The 18,209-nt window shown below is 61.6% G+C and carries 14 protein-coding genes and 1 tRNA gene; 8 read left to right on the top strand and 7 right to left on the bottom strand.

Annotated features, from left to right (window positions below; all coding sequences use genetic code 11):
- The first annotated feature begins 32 nt into the window (after nt 1–32).
- Entirely contained in the window at nt 33–1,091 is a 1,059-nt protein-coding gene (locus JL39_RS26785) for a helix-turn-helix domain-containing protein (RefSeq protein ID WP_052183139.1), read from the top strand.
- Nucleotides 1,092–1,457: 366 nt separating this feature from the next.
- Complete coding sequence (locus JL39_RS26780) at nt 1,458–4,688, top strand: autotransporter domain-containing protein (protein ID WP_052183138.1); 3,231 nt, start codon at nt 1,458–1,460, stop codon at nt 4,686–4,688.
- Between the two features lie 70 nt (nt 4,689–4,758).
- Here JL39_RS26780 and prs read toward each other — a convergent pair whose 3' ends face one another.
- A complete protein-coding gene (prs, locus tag JL39_RS32700) occupies nt 4,759–6,246 on the bottom strand; it encodes a ribose-phosphate diphosphokinase (protein ID WP_244446969.1) in 1,488 nt (495 codons plus the stop codon).
- 261 nt (nt 6,247–6,507) lie between these two features.
- Between prs and JL39_RS26770 the strand changes: the two genes are divergently transcribed.
- Nucleotides 6,508–7,449, top strand: coding sequence for a hypothetical protein (locus JL39_RS26770; RefSeq protein WP_152601285.1), 942 nt, complete (start codon nt 6,508–6,510; stop codon nt 7,447–7,449).
- Between the two features lie 15 nt (nt 7,450–7,464).
- Here the strand turns inward: JL39_RS26770 and JL39_RS26765 are convergent, their stop codons facing one another.
- The 5 genes from JL39_RS26765 to JL39_RS26745 all read right to left on the bottom strand — a co-directional run bounded on the left by JL39_RS26765 (nt 7,465) and on the right by JL39_RS26745 (nt 12,171).
- Nucleotides 7,465–8,751 carry a cell surface protein gene (locus JL39_RS26765; protein ID WP_037157976.1) on the bottom strand — a complete coding sequence of 429 codons (1,287 nt, stop codon included), beginning with the start codon at nt 8,749–8,751 and terminating at the stop codon, nt 7,465–7,467.
- Between the two features lie 105 nt (nt 8,752–8,856).
- Complete coding sequence (locus tag JL39_RS26760) at nt 8,857–10,188, bottom strand: RkpR, polysaccharide export protein (protein ID WP_037157974.1); 1,332 nt, start codon at nt 10,186–10,188, stop codon at nt 8,857–8,859.
- A 2-nt stretch (nt 10,189–10,190) separates the two neighbouring features.
- Entirely contained in the window at nt 10,191–10,850 is a 660-nt protein-coding gene (locus JL39_RS26755; RefSeq protein ID WP_037157970.1) for an ABC transporter ATP-binding protein, read from the bottom strand.
- Entirely contained in the window at nt 10,847–11,617 is a 771-nt protein-coding gene (locus tag JL39_RS26750) for an ABC transporter permease (RefSeq protein WP_037157967.1), read from the bottom strand. Before JL39_RS26750 ends, JL39_RS26755 begins: the two co-directional genes overlap by 4 nt.
- A 197-nt stretch (nt 11,618–11,814) precedes the next feature.
- Nucleotides 11,815–12,171: a hypothetical protein gene (locus JL39_RS26745; protein ID WP_037157965.1), complete on the bottom strand. Its 357-nt coding sequence runs from the start codon at nt 12,169–12,171 to the stop codon at nt 11,815–11,817.
- Nucleotides 12,172–12,430: 259 nt separating this feature from the next.
- Between JL39_RS26745 and JL39_RS26740 the strand changes: the two genes are divergently transcribed.
- Nucleotides 12,431–12,507, top strand: a tRNA-Pro gene (locus JL39_RS26740).
- Nucleotides 12,508–12,600: 93 nt separating this feature from the next.
- Here the strand turns inward: JL39_RS26740 and JL39_RS26735 are convergent.
- A complete protein-coding gene (locus tag JL39_RS26735) occupies nt 12,601–13,290 on the bottom strand; it encodes a TetR/AcrR family transcriptional regulator (RefSeq protein WP_037157962.1) in 690 nt (229 codons plus the stop codon).
- A 212-nt stretch (nt 13,291–13,502) separates the two neighbouring features.
- On the opposite strand from JL39_RS26735, the gene JL39_RS26730 reads away from it, so the two are divergent.
- The 4 genes from JL39_RS26730 to JL39_RS26715 all read left to right on the top strand — a co-directional run bounded on the left by JL39_RS26730 (nt 13,503) and on the right by JL39_RS26715 (nt 18,202).
- Nucleotides 13,503–14,444 carry an efflux RND transporter periplasmic adaptor subunit gene (locus tag JL39_RS26730; protein ID WP_081953041.1) on the top strand — a complete coding sequence of 314 codons (942 nt, stop codon included), beginning with the start codon at nt 13,503–13,505 and terminating at the stop codon, nt 14,442–14,444.
- Between the two features lie 7 nt (nt 14,445–14,451).
- Nucleotides 14,452–15,693 (top strand): ABC transporter permease, encoded by a 1,242-nt coding sequence (locus JL39_RS26725; protein ID WP_037157956.1) that lies wholly within the window; start codon nt 14,452–14,454, stop codon nt 15,691–15,693.
- Nucleotides 15,690–16,394, top strand: a complete 705-nt coding sequence (locus tag JL39_RS26720) for an ABC transporter ATP-binding protein (protein ID WP_037157953.1) — start codon at nt 15,690–15,692, stop codon at nt 16,392–16,394. Before JL39_RS26725 ends, JL39_RS26720 begins: the two co-directional genes overlap by 4 nt.
- A 275-nt stretch (nt 16,395–16,669) precedes the next feature.
- Nucleotides 16,670–18,202, top strand: a complete 1,533-nt coding sequence (locus JL39_RS26715) for an ABC transporter substrate-binding protein (RefSeq protein WP_037157950.1) — start codon at nt 16,670–16,672, stop codon at nt 18,200–18,202.
- The last annotated feature ends 7 nt before the right edge of the window (nt 18,203–18,209 follow it).

Genomic DNA, 18,209 nt, shown 5'->3' with positions numbered 1-18,209 from the left:
TTCGGATCGTGGCCGGGCGAGGGGATGGCGGGGTGGAAGACAGTCTCAATCCTGGAGTATGGGAGCATGCGGCGCTCGCCGGAGTTCCGCGCTCGGTGCTGCATATCGAGGGCCTTGCGGCCAGGGAGGCGATCGCCGTCTGGCAGGAGAACATCGGGGTCCTTTATGATGTCCGCCTGCGCAACAAGGTCGACGACCGGTTTCAATTTCATGCGGAGGCTTTCCATTTCGGCGAGGTCGTCCTGACCTCGTACAGATGCACGGCACAAAGCTTCGACCGGTCGCGTGCCCGGATCGGCCGCGATGGTCTCGACCATATTACGCTGCAGATCTGCCTGCAGGGGAGCCACGGGCGACGCGATGGCGGGTCGGACGATGCGGCCGGATCGGGTGATCTGATCGTCGCCGATCTGGCGCAGCCGCAGTCGACGGGGACCTCCGATTTCGACAGCCTCAATCTCACGATGCCGCGCCGCCTGCTTGCTCCTTTATTAAAAGCGCCGGATGAGCAGAACATGCGCGTCATTTCAGGCAAGACCCCGCTGGTTGCCCTGCTACGCAATCATCTGCAGGGCCTCTATGACGGTGCGCCCGCCATGAGCCGCCAGGACGCCGAGGCTGTGGTCGGGCCGACCCTGGAACTGGCTGCCGCGGCGATGAATGCAGCAGTCACGGAAGAGAATGCCGCTTCGATCAGGTTGGCGCTGACTGGTGAAATCCGTCGCCATGTCGATGCTCATATCGTCGATCGGGGCCTGACCGCCGAGACGGTCGCCGGTTCTTTCGGCATTTCCACCCGCAAGCTCTATTATCTTTTCGAGCCCTATGGCGGTTTCTCCTCCTATATCCAGGAGGAAAGGCTTCGCCGTTGCCGGGCAGAACTCGTTGATCCCGACCACCGGCAGGAAAGCATTGCCGAAATTGCCGAACGTTACGGTTTCAGCCATCGAAAGAGTTTCATCCGCGCCTTTCGGCGATCTTTCGACGTGACCCCTCGGGAGATGCGGGCGCTCGCCGCGGAAGGACGCAGCCTGCCTGCCGGATATGGCGAGGGGCAGACCATGTGGCATTGGATCCGCAAGCTGCGGTAAGGGGACAGGGGCGGTCGCCGTCGATTGGTCCCAGGGTGCCTGCGATCCGACGGTCCGGACAAGCTCGCGTTCGCACGAAAAAATCATAGAGAATCAAGCCGCGGGCGCGGCCGATTCCGGAAGCGCCTGAAAGAGCCTCCAGCGTCTCTCCGCCTGCAAACCCGCATGTATTTGCGCCTTCGGTCACATTCCTTGCACCTGCGGCCACATTTGAACGCGGCCGGCATATAGTTCTTGAAATCATGCCGTTGCCCGCCCGAAAAGCGACCGAGAGGTTCAGGGGGCGGGGTCTTCTTCTCCTGAAATGACGTTGCGTATCCGCGTGCGGAAATGCCCTCGCGTGTCTGGGGTCATCGGAGAGGATTTATGGCATTCAATAATTGCGATCTTTTGGGCGGTCCTGCTGGAGAAGCAAAGGACGGCATCGGCGATCGGCCGCGCCAGGGTGCAAACCCCCTCGGCAACCGCTCGCGCCGCGCGGCTTTGAGCGCTGTCCTCGCCAGCACCTCGTCGCTTGCCCTGGCAGTGGCCGCCGGCCCGGCCGCGGCCGACGAGGTCATCGATGGCGGCCAGACGGTCACTGTCCCCGGAGACCAGAATTCGCCGTGGAATCTCGGAGCCGAAGACCTTGTCGTCGGGGACGCGGGCGCCGGCACGCTGGTCATCGAGAATGGCGGCATCGTCATTCCCGCCGTCGTCCAGGTCGGCCGCCTCGTCGGCAGCAATGGCTCGGTGACGGTTTCCGGAACGGGCTCGAACCTGACCTCAACGGGCTCGATCATGCAGATCGGCCTGGAAGGAACCGGATTCCTGACCGTCGGCAATGGCGCTTCGCTGAACACGGACGCCGGCCTCGTCATCGGCCATTTCGAGGGTGGCGAGGGCACGCTGACGGTGACGGGCGAGGGCACAAGCTGGGCGACGGCTCAGCAGGTGACCGTCGGTTCGCAGGGCACCGGCACCGTCTATGTCGAAGACGGCGCCTCGGTCGTGCATGGCGGCGATCTCACACTTGGACTTGGCACGCACAAGAGCGGTTATGTCAATGTGTCCGGTCAGGGAACGAACTGGGAGGCGACCAGCAACGCCATCGTCGGCAATGCCGGCAACGGCATGCTGGACATACGGGACGGTGCGACGTTCGACGTCGCGCAAGACCTCGTGGTTGCCAATACCCTGACCGGTTATGGATTGGTGGTCGTCAACGGCGAAGGGGCGAGGCTGACTTTCGACAAACTGCGCGCCGGCGTCGACGGTTATGCTTATCTCATAGTCGAAAACGGCGGCGCGCTGGGTGGCGCCGGACATGCTATTTCTCTGGGCACGGGGGCGACCGGCGAGGCCGGATTGCAGATCACGAACGGTTCGTCCGCCGCCGCCGGCACCCTCGTGGCCGGTGATTTCGGCAAGGGGTCCGTCATCGTCTCCGGCAGCATGCTGGAGAGTACCGAAGCATATCTCGGCCGGGAAACGACCGGCACCGGCTCGGTCAGCGTCTCGGGCGCTAACGCGGCCTGGTACAATACCGGCAATCTTTTTGTCGGTTATCGGGGCGCGGGCGATGTGACGGTGCAGAGCGGTGCGACGCTCGGTTCGATCGACAGCGCCATCGGCGCACATGCCGGCGCAACCGGCGAGGTGACCGTTCGCGACAGCGGATCGACCTGGTACGCCAGCGGCGACCTCTTCGTCGGCGGCGAGGGCGACGGCACGCTGACGATTTCGGACCAGGCCAATGTCTGGGTGCTGGTGGGCAACGGCGTCACCAATATTGCGACCGTCGCCGGCTCCACGGGCGTGGTCAATATAGGTGCGGCGGCAGGTGCGGCGGCGACGAGTGCCGGCAACCTCTTTACCGCCAGCATCCAGTTCGGAGCGGGCGACGGCACGCTCGTCTTCAACCACACCGATCCGAACCTCTATTTCGCCACGGCCATGAACGGCTTTGGCGCGATCGACTTGCTTGCAGGCACCACGATTTTCGTCAGCGATTCTGCCGGGTTCACCGGCAATACGACCGTCGACGACGGTGCGACACTGGTTGCCAATGCCATATTGGGTGGATCGGTTTCAGTGCTTTCCGGCGGCGCGCTCGCGGGCACGGGAACCCTCGGCACGGTGACGCTCGCCTCCGGTGCCACGATCGCGCCGGGCAATTCCATCGGCACCCTTAATGTCGGCGATATCACCTTCGATGCCGGCTCGCTCCATGAAGTCGAGGTCGACGCCCTCGGCAACAGCGATCTCGTCAATGCGGCAGGCATCGCCACCGTCAACGGTGGCACCGTCAATGTCACCCCGTATCCCGACGTTGCGGTCGGCACCGCCTATACCATCCTGACTGCGGCCGGCGGCGTCAACGGCACGTTCGATGCGGCCACGTTTGCCATCAACTCCATCTTCATCACGCCGACGCTGAGCTACGACGCCAACAACGCCTATGTGACGCTCGATCAGACGACGGATTTCCCCGACGTGGCGCTGACCCCCAACCAGAAGGCGGCCGCCTCCGGCATCCAGTCGGTGGGGGGCGGCGACCTCTTTTCCGCAATCGCCGTCCTCGGCAGCATCGAGGAGGCGCGGGAAGCATTCGATGCCATTTCGGGCGAAATCCACGCCTCCGCCAAGACGGCGCTCATCGAGGACAGCCGCTTCGTCCGGGATGCAGTGATGAACCGTATTCGCACGGCCTTCGAGGAGACCACCGCCAGCGCGGTTCCGGTCTTTGCCTATGGTCCCGGCGGGCCGGAAGCGGCTCCCGCCGCCACCGACCGTTTCGCGGTATGGGGCCAGGGCTTCGGCTCCTGGGGTCAGTGGGATGGCGATGGCAATGCCGCGACGATGGACCGGTCGATCGGCGGTTTTCTTTTCGGCGGCGACGCGCTGGCGACGGAAAACCTTCGGCTCGGGCTCCTGGCCGGCTACAGCCATTCGAATTTCGACGTGGACGACCGGTCCTCGTCGGGTTCGGCCGACAGCTACCATCTCGGCGCCTATGGCGGTGGCCGGTGGGGCGGGTTCGGGCTGCGGTTCGGCGGGGCCTATAGCTGGCATGACCTCGAGATGAGCCGTTCGGCCGAGTTCACCGGCTTCTCGGACAGTCTCACCGTGGACTATCACGCTGCTACGGCGCAGATGTTCGGCGAGGTGGGCCATCGGTTAGGCCTTGGCAATGCGAGCATCGAACCCTTCGCCAATCTCGCCCATGTCAATCTCGACACAGGCGGCTTCACGGAAGATGGCGGCGATGCGGCTTTAAGCGCGGGCAGCCAGACGACGAATACCACCTTCACTACGCTGGGGCTCCGAGCCGGAGCTGAGCTGGCGGTGGGAGAGGCCAGAACCGTCAGGCTCACCGGCATGATCGGCTGGCGGCATGCTTTCGGCGACGTGGTGCCGGCCGCAACCATGGCCTTTGACGGAGGCAGTGCCTTCACCGTCGCCGGCGTCCCAATTGCAGAGGATGCCGCCGTCATCGAGGCGGGGCTCGACCTGAAATTGACGCCGCAGGCGACCTTCGGCGTCTCGTATAAGGGCCAATTCGGCTCCGGAGTCAGCGATCACAGCGCCAAGGCCAATGTCGCGGTGAAATTCTGAACGCGCAACGACATCGCCAGCGACCGGCGCGGTCAGCCCGCGCCCCTGATGCCCTCCGGCATGCGATCGTTCACCTGGCGACCGTCTCGCAGCATTCCGCGATCGCGTCGGCGAAGATGCTTGTGACCGGAATGACGGTAAGCCGCTTGTCGCCGCCGTAACGTCTGCCTGTCTCGACGGTGTCGGCCACCACGATGCTGTCTATGAAGGGCAGCGCCAGATGCCCGGCAGCCTCCTTTGAAAACAGTCCATGGGTGGCGCAGAGATGGATTCCGGTTGCGCCACGCTGCTTGCAGGCTTCCGCCGCGCGGGCCATGGTCGTTCCCGAACTGATCAGGTCGTCCATGATGATGACGACCCGCCCCTGGACGTCGCCGGCAAAGAGATCGCCGCTGACGACGCCCTGGCTGCGCTGCTTTTCGACGAAGCCTTTCGCGACCGGCCGCCGAAGGACCTTCTCCAGGACGACCCGGAACATGTCCGCGCGCTTTCCGCCGCCGAGGTCCGGGGAGACGACCGTCACGTCTGCGGATTGGAGCAGGCCGGCGAAATGAGCGGCAAAGGCTTCGTAAGCCGTCAGGTGGAGGGTGGGGCAGCGGAAGGCGTTCTGGAAGGCCGCCAGATTGTGGCTCTCCATGGTGATCAGCCGGTCGGTGCCCACGGCCTCGAAAAGCCGGGCGACATAGGCTGCGGTCAGCGGGTCCTGTTCCTTCGTCTGCCGGTCCTTGCGCATATAGGCGAGGTAAGGGGTCACGGCGGTCACGCGGGATGCTCCGTTCGTCTTCAGGGTCGCAATGAAGAATAAGAGCTTGCAGAGCCTGTCATGCACGCTCTCCCGGTCGGTTCCGTCGAGACTGGAAATCACATGGATGTCCCGCCCGCGGACATGTGCCAGAGGGCGGGTCTTTTCCTCACCGTCCTCGAAGAAACGTTCCTCGATCGGGCTCAGCGAGAGGCCGAGGCGGGCCGCGACGCGCTCACCGAAAATCCTGCTGCTTTCGAAGGCAAATAGCATGGGATGCGGTTGGGGCCACCGGACCGGCGTCCTTGCGGGAGCAGGTTCGGTCCGCTGCACGCTGGCTGAGGCCAGGAAAGCATCGACGGATTTCCCGTTGCTGGAAAGCGGCGCGACAAGCAGTTCGGTATGGATTGGCCCGGCCTCGGCCGATTTCGAACTGAATATGCCGAGAATGGGCTCACCGGTTTCACCCACCATATCGAACAGCCGGCGCAGGCGCACCGCGCCCCTGCGGTCTGCCGCCGCATCCAGTTGGTCCCCCGTCGAAATCCTGCCGATCAGGGTTGCGGCGGCATCCGCTCCGGACGAAAGCAGATAATGCCGCGGCGCATCGGGGTCCTTCCGGAAGATGAAGGCCTTTTCGGCGGCTGATGTTCCAGCCGTCATGAGCGCTTGCGGCGCCGGAGCGATGAGCTGCTGGCGCCTGTCCAGCCATTCCTGAAGCACCGCCGCCAATCGCTCGTCTGTGGGGCTCGGTACGCTGTCCAGTCGCTGGAAGAGGCGTGTCAGGGCTTTCTTGGTCTTTGCCATCGTCGTCATGGGAATGCTCCTCAACTCATGGCGGTTATTTTAGGTCGCGCGAAGGCCGCGGCGATGACCAAGGTCAAATCAGCCGGCCGTTATCGATTCCGGCGAATTGAGGGATGTCAAAGCCCGCGGCGGGCACCAGATTAACATCTGTCGCTGTTTCGTTATCGAAAAGGAACCGGCGTGCATTCTTTGAATGAAAAGATCAGCTTTCTGCGCAAGCCGGAAGCATATCAGGGACGCGGCTCAGAGGTGACGGCCCTGGAGACCCACATGTCCTGGGTCTTTTTGTGTGGCGACCGCGTTTATAAACTGAAGAAGCCGACGGTTGGCCCCTTCTTCGATTTTTCGACGCTTGCCGCCCGGGAATGGAACTGCCTGGAAGAACTGCGCCTCAATCGCCGCCTGGCGCCGGATACCTATCTTCGGGTCGTGCCTCTGGTCAGCCTGCCGGACGGCAGCCTGGTCATCCGAGGGCAGGGCACGGTCGAGGAATGGCTGCTGGAAATGCGCCGCCTGCCCGAACATCTCATGCTCAGCCAGTTGCTGAAGACAGGTGCTGTCGGCGACGACCACCTGCACAGGCTGGCCGATTTCCTCGCTGCGTTCTACCGCTCGGCGGAGCGGCCGGCGATTGATCCCCTCGATCATTTCCGCATGCTCGAATGCCAGAACGACATCAACAGACAGGTGCTGCGGCACGAGGAATTCGAAATCGATCATGAGGCGGTCCGGCATCTGCTGGACGATGTCGACCGCGCCCTGCATTGCTTTCGGGAGAGGATCATCCAACGGATCAACGACGGACGTTATGTGGAGGGACACGGGGATCTGCGGCCGGAACATATCTGTTTCTGCGATCCCATTGCGATCTTCGACTGCCTCGAATTCGATCGCCGGCTGAGGATCATCGACCCGTTCGACGAGATTGCCTTCCTGGGAATGGAATGCGCATTCCTAGGCTCGCCCACCGTCGGCGAGACGCTTTTTCAACTCCTGCGTAAACGGCTTGAGGACCACATATCGCGGGAGCAGAAGGAGTTCTACACGGCCTTCAGGGCGACGATGCGGGCGCGCATGGCCTATTCGCACCTGCTCGACGGATCGGCGAGGTTGTCCCCGGCCATATGGGAGAAAAAGACGAGCAAATACATTGGGCTTGCACGCGGCGCGCTTTACCGCTGCGGGATAGCCGAGACGAATTACACCGGCTGATGCCAGAGTTCGACCCTAGTCAAGGGGATAGAGCAGTCGACCGATTTTCCTGAAGGTCGGATTCGAAAGCTCCCGGAAGAAAAGGATCGGATTTTTCCTGAAATCCTCGGCATCGGCCTCGTCGCCGATCATTCCGATGACGCGCGCCAGGGGTTCCGTGAGCACGTGGCGCCATCCCATGATCCCGTATGGCCCTGAAAACTGGAAGCCCGGTTTTTCGGGAACAGATACCGGCACGATGCGGCTTTCCGGCATGCCGGTTTTTCTCCACCCGGTCGCCAGTTCAAGACAATCCTCGAAGCCGATTTCCTCTCCGGTCACGGGGTTGAAGTAGCGCGGGTACAGAAGATATGCGCCGGCGAAGAGTTCTTCGAGGCGCAGTTTGCGGCGGCGCCGCGGGTTTTTCTGGCGATCGTCCGTCAGCCCCCATCCGGCATAGAAGGGGCACCCCATGACGGTGACGGGAATATCCCGGAGAAGCGCCTCGAATCCTCCAAGCGACGTGATCGTATAGACATGATCGGCCGTCTCCAGAAGGTCCGGCAGGGGAAGCGGATCGGTCACGATCTTGCAGAGATGCGCGACCCTCGCCGGATCGGAAAGGCGCTTGCGGATTCCATTGAGCACGTCCGGATGGGGTCGGTAAAGGATCTCGCAACCCGGATTCTCGGCCGCCGCGGTCCGGACGACGTCGTTGTTCGTTATCGGTCGATCGCATCCGAACCGGATGGACGCGTCGTCCTCCACCTGGCCGATGATGAGAATTCTGCGCTTGTCTTTTTGAACAGGCACGGTTCCGATTGTCCGTGTGTCGTCGGCATTGTATTTGCTGAGCTTCGAAGCAAGCAGCGCCCTGATGCCGTCGCGCGCGCGGCCCATCAGGTCCGGATCGCCCGCGAAATCGTAGGAACTGAGCAAGCATTCGAGATCCGATGCCTCGCGGCTGTCGAAATAGGGCGTGCGGGAATCGATGGTCAGTGAAAAGGGGGCGCTATGGCTGGCATTGGGAACCAGCGAGCGGATGAAGCCGTCTTCGATGAAGTAGAGCGGGATCGAATTCTTCCTGGCAAAGGCAAGGGCCGCGGGAGGTACATTCAGACCCCAGACGAGAAGAGCCGGGTTGGGGGAAGCCTTGATGGCGGCGGCCCACTTACGCGTGAAAACCTTGTCGGTCAGATAGAGCGGCAGGAAGGTGAAGCGGGCCTGGGGAAAATACGCTCGGAGAATCGCTTGTTTCCACCGTCTCAGATGGAAAGCGAAAACGTCCCGGCCTGTTAAGTCCGGCTTTTCATTCGTCGTCATCTCGCCGGCAGCTTTCCCGAGGCAAATCATCCCGCACGGCGGTTTATTTACCCGCCAGCGGAATGAATGTCACATATCAGGCCGTTCTTTTCGATCGTCCGGCGGCTAGTTCCGGTCCCGGATATTGTAATATCCCATGACCACGACGCCCCAGGCGAGCAGGGCGCCCAGGAACACCAGGATGGAATTCAGGAGCCTGCTCGGATATTGCGCCAGTTCCGACAGCGTCGGCTGGATGAACACGGCGAGATAGCGCTGCTTGGCATTGGCCTCGATTCTTGCCTTTTCCAGCCCCGTCAGCGCCGAGGTATAGGCGCGTTCGGCGAATTCGCGATCTGTCTCCAGCGTTTCATACTGCTGGATACGGCTCGCGACGTCGGTGAAGGACGCCGCAGCCGTTCGGCTCTGCTTGCTGGCCGTGCCGCTGCCGAACCTCTGTCTTTCCTGCTCGATCTGCTTTTCCAGGCTTGCGATCTGCGAGCGCATGACCCGGACGCGCGGCGTATCCTCGCCCATCTGGGTGAGTGCGGTGGAAAGCTCGGTCTTCAGCTGAACGAGTTTTTCCTCGAGCCCTGCCACCAGTTGGGTCGCGAGTTTTGCCCCTTCCACCGGGTCTGCTTCCTGCGAGGAATCTCGATAGATTCTGAGCGCCAGTCTGGCGTTTGATAAACGCTCTTCCGCCATGCGGACCTCGCTCTGCGCAACTTTCAGGACTTCGTTGCGTGCCGACAACGAGAGCTCGTTTACCAGCTTTTCGCTCTGGGTAATGACAAATGCCGAGATCTTCTGCGAGTCCTCCGGCGTGAAGGCCTTGACCTCTAGCTCCATGATACCGGACGTATGGTCGAAATTGACGTTGACCATGCTTCGCCAGTATTCGAGCTTGTCCTCAATGGGAAGGTCCCGGCCGATACCATAAAAATAATCCAGCCCTCGCGGAGCGAAGACGGAATCCAGCCCGAAGGCCTCGTCCACCGCCTGAACCATCCGCTCGCTGCGGATGAAGTCGAGCAGGACGTAGGAATCGGAAAACGTGCTGCCGGCGGAGGCCTGGGAAAACATCCCCAGAAGGTCCGAGGGCTGGGAAGACTCGATGCTGCGGACGGAAAAGGAAGCCGAACTGTGATATTGGTCGGCAGCGATGAACGCCATGTAGAGAGACGTCAAGACTGCCGGCAGTGCAACGAAAGCCACGAAGCCCGAGACGATCGCCAGATGCCGGAGGCGCAGCTTGCCGATCCAGCCGCGGGTCGCTTTGGCTGCCTGCGGTTCGGCCTCGATGACAGGCGGGGAGGGCTCCGCAACAGGCATGGGGCTTTCCAGAAGCCCCTCAAGCAGACGCAGATTTTTGGGCTTGTGAAGCGGTTTCGCTTCGGGCGCCAGCTGAAGGTGGGTAACAACTTCGCCAGTCTTCTTGCCTTGGGCTTGGTCTGTCACGTCTATTGCCTCGTCATGTTGCGCTCGTGAACGGCGATAGCATCTTCTAAATTATCATAATATGTTAATTTTCCGTCTTCGAGAACGATGCCGGATTCGCAATAGTCCCGCAATGTGGTGGCGCTGTGGGAGACCATGATGACATCGGAATCCGCGAGCCGCTCCTTGAAGACCTGCTGGGATTTCCGCTTGAAGTTTGTATCTCCCACCGCGGTGATTTCGTCGACGAGATAATAGTCGAACCTGACCCCCATGCTGACGCCGAAGGCGAGCCGCGCCCTCATGCCGGATGAATAGGTGCGGACGGGTGCCTTGTAGAAGGCACCGAGTTCCGCGAAGTCGGCAACATAGGCAACAAGCTCCTCCGTGTCGACACCATATATCCTGGCGACGAAGCGGACATTCTGCTCCCCCGAAAGATTGCCTTGGAAGCTGCCCTGGAAACCGAGCGGCCAGGATATCTTGCCCTGGCGGACGATGCGCCCCTTGTCCAGCTCCAGCGTGCCGGCAATGATCTGCAGCAATGTCGATTTGCCCGCACCATTGCGACCCAGGAGCCCGACGCTTCTGCCGCGCGGAATGACGAAGGAAACGTCATTGATGATGGGCTTCGAAATTCCCTTCATTCGCACAAACTTCGTCGCACGTTCCAGCCTGATCATCGTCCTCTCAATACCTTCCCGGAGCTCGTGAATATGAGCAATCCTCCAAACAGCAGAGAAAATGCAATGCCGTAAAGATAGCCCGCATCATAGCCGATGGCACGATATTCGGGGTAGAACCCCTTGCGAAACAGCATGACGACGTGCGCGAGGGGGTTGAGCAGGATCACCTCTTGTGCCGGATGCGGCAGGCTGTCCGGCAGATAAAACACACCGGAGACAAGAAAGAGCGGGCGCGTGACGATTTCGAAGAATTTCTCGTATAGGGGGTACTTTGGAAACAGCACATTGTTTGCGAGAGCATTTCCCAAAGCCAGCAGGCTGGCGGCAAACGCCGCTTCTATGATGTAGGGCCATTCGATCGTCAGGGGCGTCTTCAAGCTTAGGCCAATGGCCGTGAAGACGCAGAAGGCGACGACGGCAGTGGTTCCCAGTTGCAGGATATAGCGCGCGAGCACAGTGTCGATGGGTGCGACGTTCGGATAGCTCAGGAGAGCGCGGTTTCCGTTGACGGCGCTGTTCAGATAGCCGGCCATCGCCTGGTAGAATTGATAGGCGATGTAGCCCGTCGCGAAAAACAGCGGAAAGCTCGCTCCCAGCGCCGGTGTGTGGGCGATCGCCATGAAGATCAGAGACAGAAAAGCGATATGGGAGGCGGGATCGAGAAAAGCCCAGATGTACCCGCCCGGCTTGCTGCCAAAGCGGGTGGACGTTTCGCGGACCACCAGCGCCGCCACGACACGGATATGCGTTGTGAGATAATACAAGTGACCTCGTACGGCTAGCCCGGCACGACATCGAAGTTCATGGCCGGTTATCGTGTCGAAAATAAGCTGTTTCGCCGGAAGATGCCAGAGACAACATCAATCGGCGACAATGCCCCGGGCCTGCGCCGGTTCCAACGACGCGGTTTCCGCGTCGTCTTCTTGGAAGGTCAATGATTGGAGGCGCCGCCGCTGCTCGCTCAATTCGCCGTCAGCAGTTCCGTGCAATAGCTCGGGCCATTGGCGCCGGGGCGGTCGGAAACGATCGTGATGTCGCGGATGGTGTAGTTATCGGAAACGGCAATTTTTGCCGAGCAACTCACGCTCGCGGTGCGGCCGTTCTGTTGCTTGATGCGCTTATAGCCGCCGCGCCAGTTGTAGACCGTCACGGAGCCTTCGTTGCTGTCGCTGATCGGCGGGCTGAATTTCGCAAAGAACTCTCCGGCCGAATGCCCCACCCATCGGCTCTCGATCGGGTTGCTGGCGATGCCGGCGGTGGTGCAGGCTGAAAGGGCAAGGGCGAAAACGGCGGTCGATGCGATGGCGCGGCGGCTCATGGTCTGGAAAAATCCTGTTGTCTTCTATGGTGCCTGGGAGGCATGTCTTTCGAGATCGCACCTAACAGATTTCTTGCCGGTTTCGCGAGATAGCCGAGAGCCATCGGCATCAAATTTCTCCGACGCCGCTTTTTTGCAACGCCTTGGTTCGAGAGGCCTTTCCGGGCACCTAAGGGACGGATCGCGTCCCTGTCGCAAATTTTTCATGACTGCCGCTTGTGGAATGAAAAATGCTGGTCTATAGAGGCGCCGCTGGTCACGGAGTGTAGCGCAGTCTGGTAGCGCACCACGTTCGGGACGTGGGGGTCGAGTGTTCGAATCACTCCACTCCGACCAGCTTGATCACCTGATATTTCGCAAAAGTCGGCTCCAGCCCGTTACGGGGATGGTTCTCGTTTGAGAGATGCTCTCGTTGCTTGGGTAAGCGCGTCACTCCGAAGTGAGGAAGGCCCGGGCAAAGCCTGGTTCTGCCACCTGCAGGGTCCCCTCGGGCAGCTTCAGAATCCGGTCGAGGGCGATGCCGTAAGTCAGCATCCAGTCGTCCAGCATCGTGACTGCTCCGTCGATGTCCCCGGTTTCGGCCTGTTTCAGCGCCTGGTGCATGACCTTGCCGACACTCAATCGAAGCTCGAGCAGCATCAGCGCAAAGGCCTGCGGATCCGGTGCGTCGAGGCTTCCCTCCTCATGGCCCTGCTTCAGGATATCGGCAAGCAAAGGCTGCACGACTGCCGTCAGCGCCTCGTTGATGCGGTGGAAAAGTACGACGTTTTCCGGCTTGAACAGGACATTGAACGTCTTTCTCAGTTGCGGCGCGAGTTCGACCTTCAGGCGCCGCGAACCCGCGAAGAGCGCATTCAGCCTGCCGATGGCATTGATCGACGGATTGTCGAAGAGCGGTTGGAACTGCTTGAGATTCTCACGGGACAGCCGGACGGCAAGTGTCTCGAGCAGTGCCTCTTTCGACGGAAAATAGTGATAGAAGGCGCCTTTGGAGACGCCGGCCTCGCGAATGATGTCGTTGACGGTGGTGCTTTCGTAGCCACGCGTGAAGAACAGGCGCTGTGCGCAGTCCAGCAGTTCGTTCGACCGCACCTCTGGCGGTTTTTTGATCCGGACCACGATCCTTTTCCCCAGTTAGGCCGGACATTGTCGTCCCGAATGCGACAAAATCCAGCGTTGCGCCTGTATGCCATTTATATAGACTGACGGTCGGTCTGATGCTAGAGGCGTTGTGAAAAGGGGCGCCACCGCTGGAGGTCACCTTGCGAGCCTTTAGACTTGTGATTGCGACCGCGGTTGTCGCGGCAGTGGCCGCTGCGGCTGGTTGGTATATGCTGAGGCCGGCAGCCGTTTTGGTTGCAATGCCGTCGCGCGGCGATGCCGCCGAAGTAGTCTATGCAAGCGGCATCGTTGAGCCGCGCGTCTGGGCCAAGGTTACGCCGCTGATTCGCGAGCGGATCGTCTGGCATTGCAATTGCGAAGGCGAGCGTGTCGCCAAGGGCGACGAGCTCGCCCGCCTTGACGATACCGAGGCGAAGGCGGCGCTCGGCGAGCTTCGCGCGCGGCTGGCGCTTGCGGAAGAGGAGCTCCGCCGCCACACGGCGCTTTCGGCACGGAATGTTGTCAGTCAGCAGGAGCTCGATCGGGCGCGTAGCGAGGTCGTCCAGCTGGAGGCGCTTGTCGCCGGACAGCAGGCGAGGCTGGACAGCTATATTCTCCGTTCGCCGAGCGACGGCATGGTGTTGAGACGGGATGGCGAAGTGGGCGAGATCGCCGAACTCGGCGCGGCACTCTTCTGGGTGGGGGAGCCGAGCCCTCTCATCGTGGTCGCGGATGTCAATGAAGAGGATATCCCCCGGATTGTCGTCGGGCAGAATGCGCTGCTGAGATCCGATGCCTTTCCGGGACGGCAGCTCGATGCAGAGGTGGACAGCATTACCCCGAAGGGAGACCCTGTCACGAAAACCTATCGCGTCCGCTTTCGCCTGCCGGACGACACGCCGCTCAGGATCGGCATGTCGACGGATGTGAACGCCATCGTCAGGGTTTCCCGCAATGCGCTCCTTTTGCCCTCCGTTGCGGTCGAAAACAGCAGGGTCTTCGTCGTCGACGGCGACAGGGCGTATGGCCGCGACATCCGCACCGGTATTCGCGGACCGCAGGGTATCGAGGTTCTGTCCGGCATCGACGAGACGACCCTTGTCATCACGCCGCATCCGGCCAACCTGACCGATGGTGCGCGCGTGAAGGTATCGGACGCGAAGACAGGGTGAGGTGGCGATGCGTCTCATCTTCGAAATTGCCCTGACCCATATTGCCGGGCGCGGTCGCCAGACCCTGGTCGCGGCGTTCGGCGTGGCGATCGGCGTCGGTTTTTCCATCGCCATGGCGGCCCTGATGCAGGGAGGCCAGGACGATTTCGTCCGGCAGCTTGTCGATACCATGCCGCATGTCCAGATCACCGACGAGCAGCGCACTGCCCGCCGCCAGCCCGCGGAGGATGCCTTCGACGTGGTCGTCATTGCGGGGCTTCGCCCACGCGACGACCGGCGCGGCATCATCAACCCGACGGCGGCACTCTCGTGGCTGCGCGCGTGGATTCCGGGCCGGTTGGCGCCCAGCCTGAAATTGCAGGGGGTCATCCGCTATTCCGGCCGGGAAGTGGGGGCTTCGGTAATCGGCGTCGAACCCACGGTCGAGGTCGGCGTGTCGCCGATCGTGGAGGACTTCAGGCAAGGCAGCTTCTCGGCGTTGGCTGTGGGCGGTAACAATGTCCTCATCGGCGACACCATGGCCAACCGGCTGGGGGCCGGTCTCGGCGACACCATTACCGTCGTCTCTGCCCAGGGGCTCACGCGAAACTTCAAGATCGCCGGACTGTTTCACACGGGCTCGACGGCGCGCGACGAGGGCGAGGCCTATGTCCTCTTGAAGAACGCCCAGATTCTCTCGGAGCGGCCGAACGCCATCAACGAGATTCGCATCAAACTCGATGATCCCAATCGGGCGCCGCTGGTGGCGCAACGGGCGGAGGCCGAGCTCGGCTATAAGGCCGTCGCATGGCAGGAGGCGAATGAATCGATCCTCGAGGCGCTCGTCGTGCGCAACGTCATCATGTACACGGTCGTAGGCGCCATCCTGCTGGTCGCCGGTTTCGGCATCTTCAATATCATCTCCACCATCACGCATGAGAAGGCGCGCGATATCGCGATCATGAAATCGCTCGGCTTTCCCGCCGGCGACATGCGCCGCCTGTTCCTGCTCGAAGGCCTTGCCATCGGCGCCGCCGGCTCGGTTGGCGGCTGGCTGATCGGCTTTCTGCTCGTTTATGGATTGTCGCTGGTGCGTTTCGAGATCGCCGCCACCGGCCAGGAGATGACCCGGCTGCCGATCGCCTGGAGTGTTCTCCACTATGTCATCGCTTCGGCCTTCGCGCTCGGATCGGCGGCGGTCGCCGGTTATCTTCCGGCAAGGCGTGCGGCGCGGGTCAATCCCGTCGACATCATCAGGGGGGCTACATGAGCAACCTGATCGAGGCGAGGAACCTGACGCGCATCCTCCGCGAGACCGTGCCCGTGACGCTCGTGAAGAATATCACGCTTGCGATCGGCGAGCGGGAATTCGTTGCCGTCACCGGCCCTTCCGGCTCCGGCAAGTCTTCGCTTCTCTATCTCTTGGGCCTGCTCGACCGGCCGACGGAAGGAACGCTCTTCATCGCCGGCCGGGAGACGGAGGAGATGAACGAGGCGGAGCGCGCCGCGATCCGCCTTTCGACGATCGGCTTCGTCTTTCAGTTCCATTTCCTGCTGCCGGAATTCACGGCGCGGGAGAATGTCGAGATCCCGATGCGCCGGCTTGCGAAACTGAGCCGTCCTGCCATGCGCGAGCGGGCCGGCGAACTGCTCCGGTCGCTCGGTCTCGGCGATCATCTCGACAAACGCCCCGACCAGATGTCCGGCGGCCAGCGCCAGCGTGTCGCCGTTGCGCGCGCGCTGGCAAACGACCCGCCGCTCATTCTGGCCGACGAACCGACCGGAAGCCTGGACAGCAGGAACTCGGAGCAGGTGTTCACAATCCTCGAGGCGCTTGTTCGCGAGCGCGGCAAGACCGTCGTGGCCGTCACCCATGACCTCGATATGGCCGCACGCATGGACCGCCGCCTTCATCTGATCGACGGCATGCTTGACGGCAACCTCCCGACAGAAACCCCAAAGCCCGGCTGAAGACGGATGCCGTCCTTACGGCGGGCAGCACGCACGCGCCGCTGACCGGCCACGCCCGCCCTGCGTCAGTCTCACGCGTGTCGCGTGAAATCGACGCGCGATGTGCGACGTTATAGCTCGTGCAGCCGCGCTTTCGATGCATGCGCCTGATTTATCTCGATAAAATTCGCGACTTTCCAGCTTGCAGGGACTGGCACGGTGTTTGCGTAACGAGATTCGACCAGCAGGAAGTGCAGGATTCATGCATGATCTCTGGCAAGAACAGGAGAACGATAATGGGGAATTTCAAGAACCTTCTCTTTGCCTCGGCGCTCGCCGTCATCCTGCCTCTGCAGGCGGTCGACGCCTCGGAAATTCGTGTCGGTTTCACCGCCGATGCTCTCACGCTCGACCCGGCCAATCACCGCAACCGCGAAACCGAAACGATCATCCGCAATCTCTATGACGGCATCCTCACCCGCGATGCCGATATGAAGATCGTCCCGGAGATCGCCGAATCCTTCACGCAGACCTCGCCGACCACCTTCGAGTTCGTCATCCGCAAGGGCATCAAGTTTCACGACGGTTCGGACCTGACGGCGGAGGATGTCAAGTTCACGCTCGACCGGCTGACGGTGGAAGGCGCCATGGGCGACGGGCAGACAAGTCCGCGTAAGAGCCTGCTCGGGCCGCTGAAGTCGACGGCGGTCGAGGGCAACAAGGTGATCGTCACCCTGAGCGAGCCCTGGCCGATCCTGCCGGCCATGTTGCCGGTGCAGGAAATCGTCTCCAAGGCCTTCGTGGAAAAGGTCGGCACGGCCGGCCTGGCGACCCAGGTAAACGGCAACGGTCCGTTCAAGCTCACCGAATGGCGCAAGGGCGATTCCATCATCATGGAGCGCTTCGACGGCTACTATGGCGGCGCGTCGGACATCCCGCCTGCCGGCAAGGCCTGTGTCGACCGCGTGATCTTCAAGGTCATTCCGGAAACCGCCTCTCGCGTCGCGGCGCTTCTCTCCGGCGATGTCGACATCATCAACGAGCTGCCGCCTTTCTCTATCGCGCAGGTGAAGAACAATCCCGATACCGAGGTGATGACCGTCAACGGCACGCGCAGCTTCTTCATCGCGCTCAACAACAAGGGCAAGGTCTTTGGTGACATTAAAATGCGTCAGGCGGTTGCCTACGCGCTCGACAAGAAGCTGATCATCGACCGCATCCTCGGCGGCAACGCCGTGTCCATCGACGGTATCCTGAGCCCGGCCGCCTTCGGGGCTTCGAAGCTGCCGTCTCACGACTATGATCCGCAGAAAGCCAAGGCCCTGCTTGCCGCGGCGGGTTATCCCGACGGCATCGATGTGGTGATCGACACGGAGGGTGCCTATAAGGATACGGTCCAGGCAATCGCCTCCGTGCTCGCGAAGAGCGGCATCCGCGCCAAGGTGGAAGTCAGCGAGTCGGCCATTCTGAAAGCCAAGTGGGACCCGAAGGACGAAAACCCCAAGGGAGACATGTATTTCACCTCCTGGGGCAACGGCTCGCTCGATCCCTACGATATCTTCCTGCCCACCCATCGCAGCGGCGATCGCGGCAATTCCGCTCATTACGCCAATCCCGAACTGGACAAGCTGCTCGACCAGGCCTCCAGCGAACTCGATACGGCAAAGCGGGCCGGGCTTTACAACAAGGCCGAAGCGATCATCAATGCTGACCTTCCCTATGTCTATCTCTGGGTGCCCCAGGATATCTATGGGGTTTCGAAGCGCGTGAAGGGCTGGAAGCCGAGCGCCGACAGCCGCATCAACCTTCACGACGCCTGCGTTGAATAAGCGGGAC

Origin of the sequence: Rhizobium sp. YS-1r (genome assembly GCF_000757525.1) — a bacterium.
Classification (GTDB): Bacteria; Pseudomonadota; Alphaproteobacteria; order Rhizobiales; family Rhizobiaceae; genus Neorhizobium; species Neorhizobium petrolearium.
The sequence above is the reverse complement of the archived record's forward strand: the minus strand, read 5'-3'. Positions and strand labels throughout refer to the sequence as shown.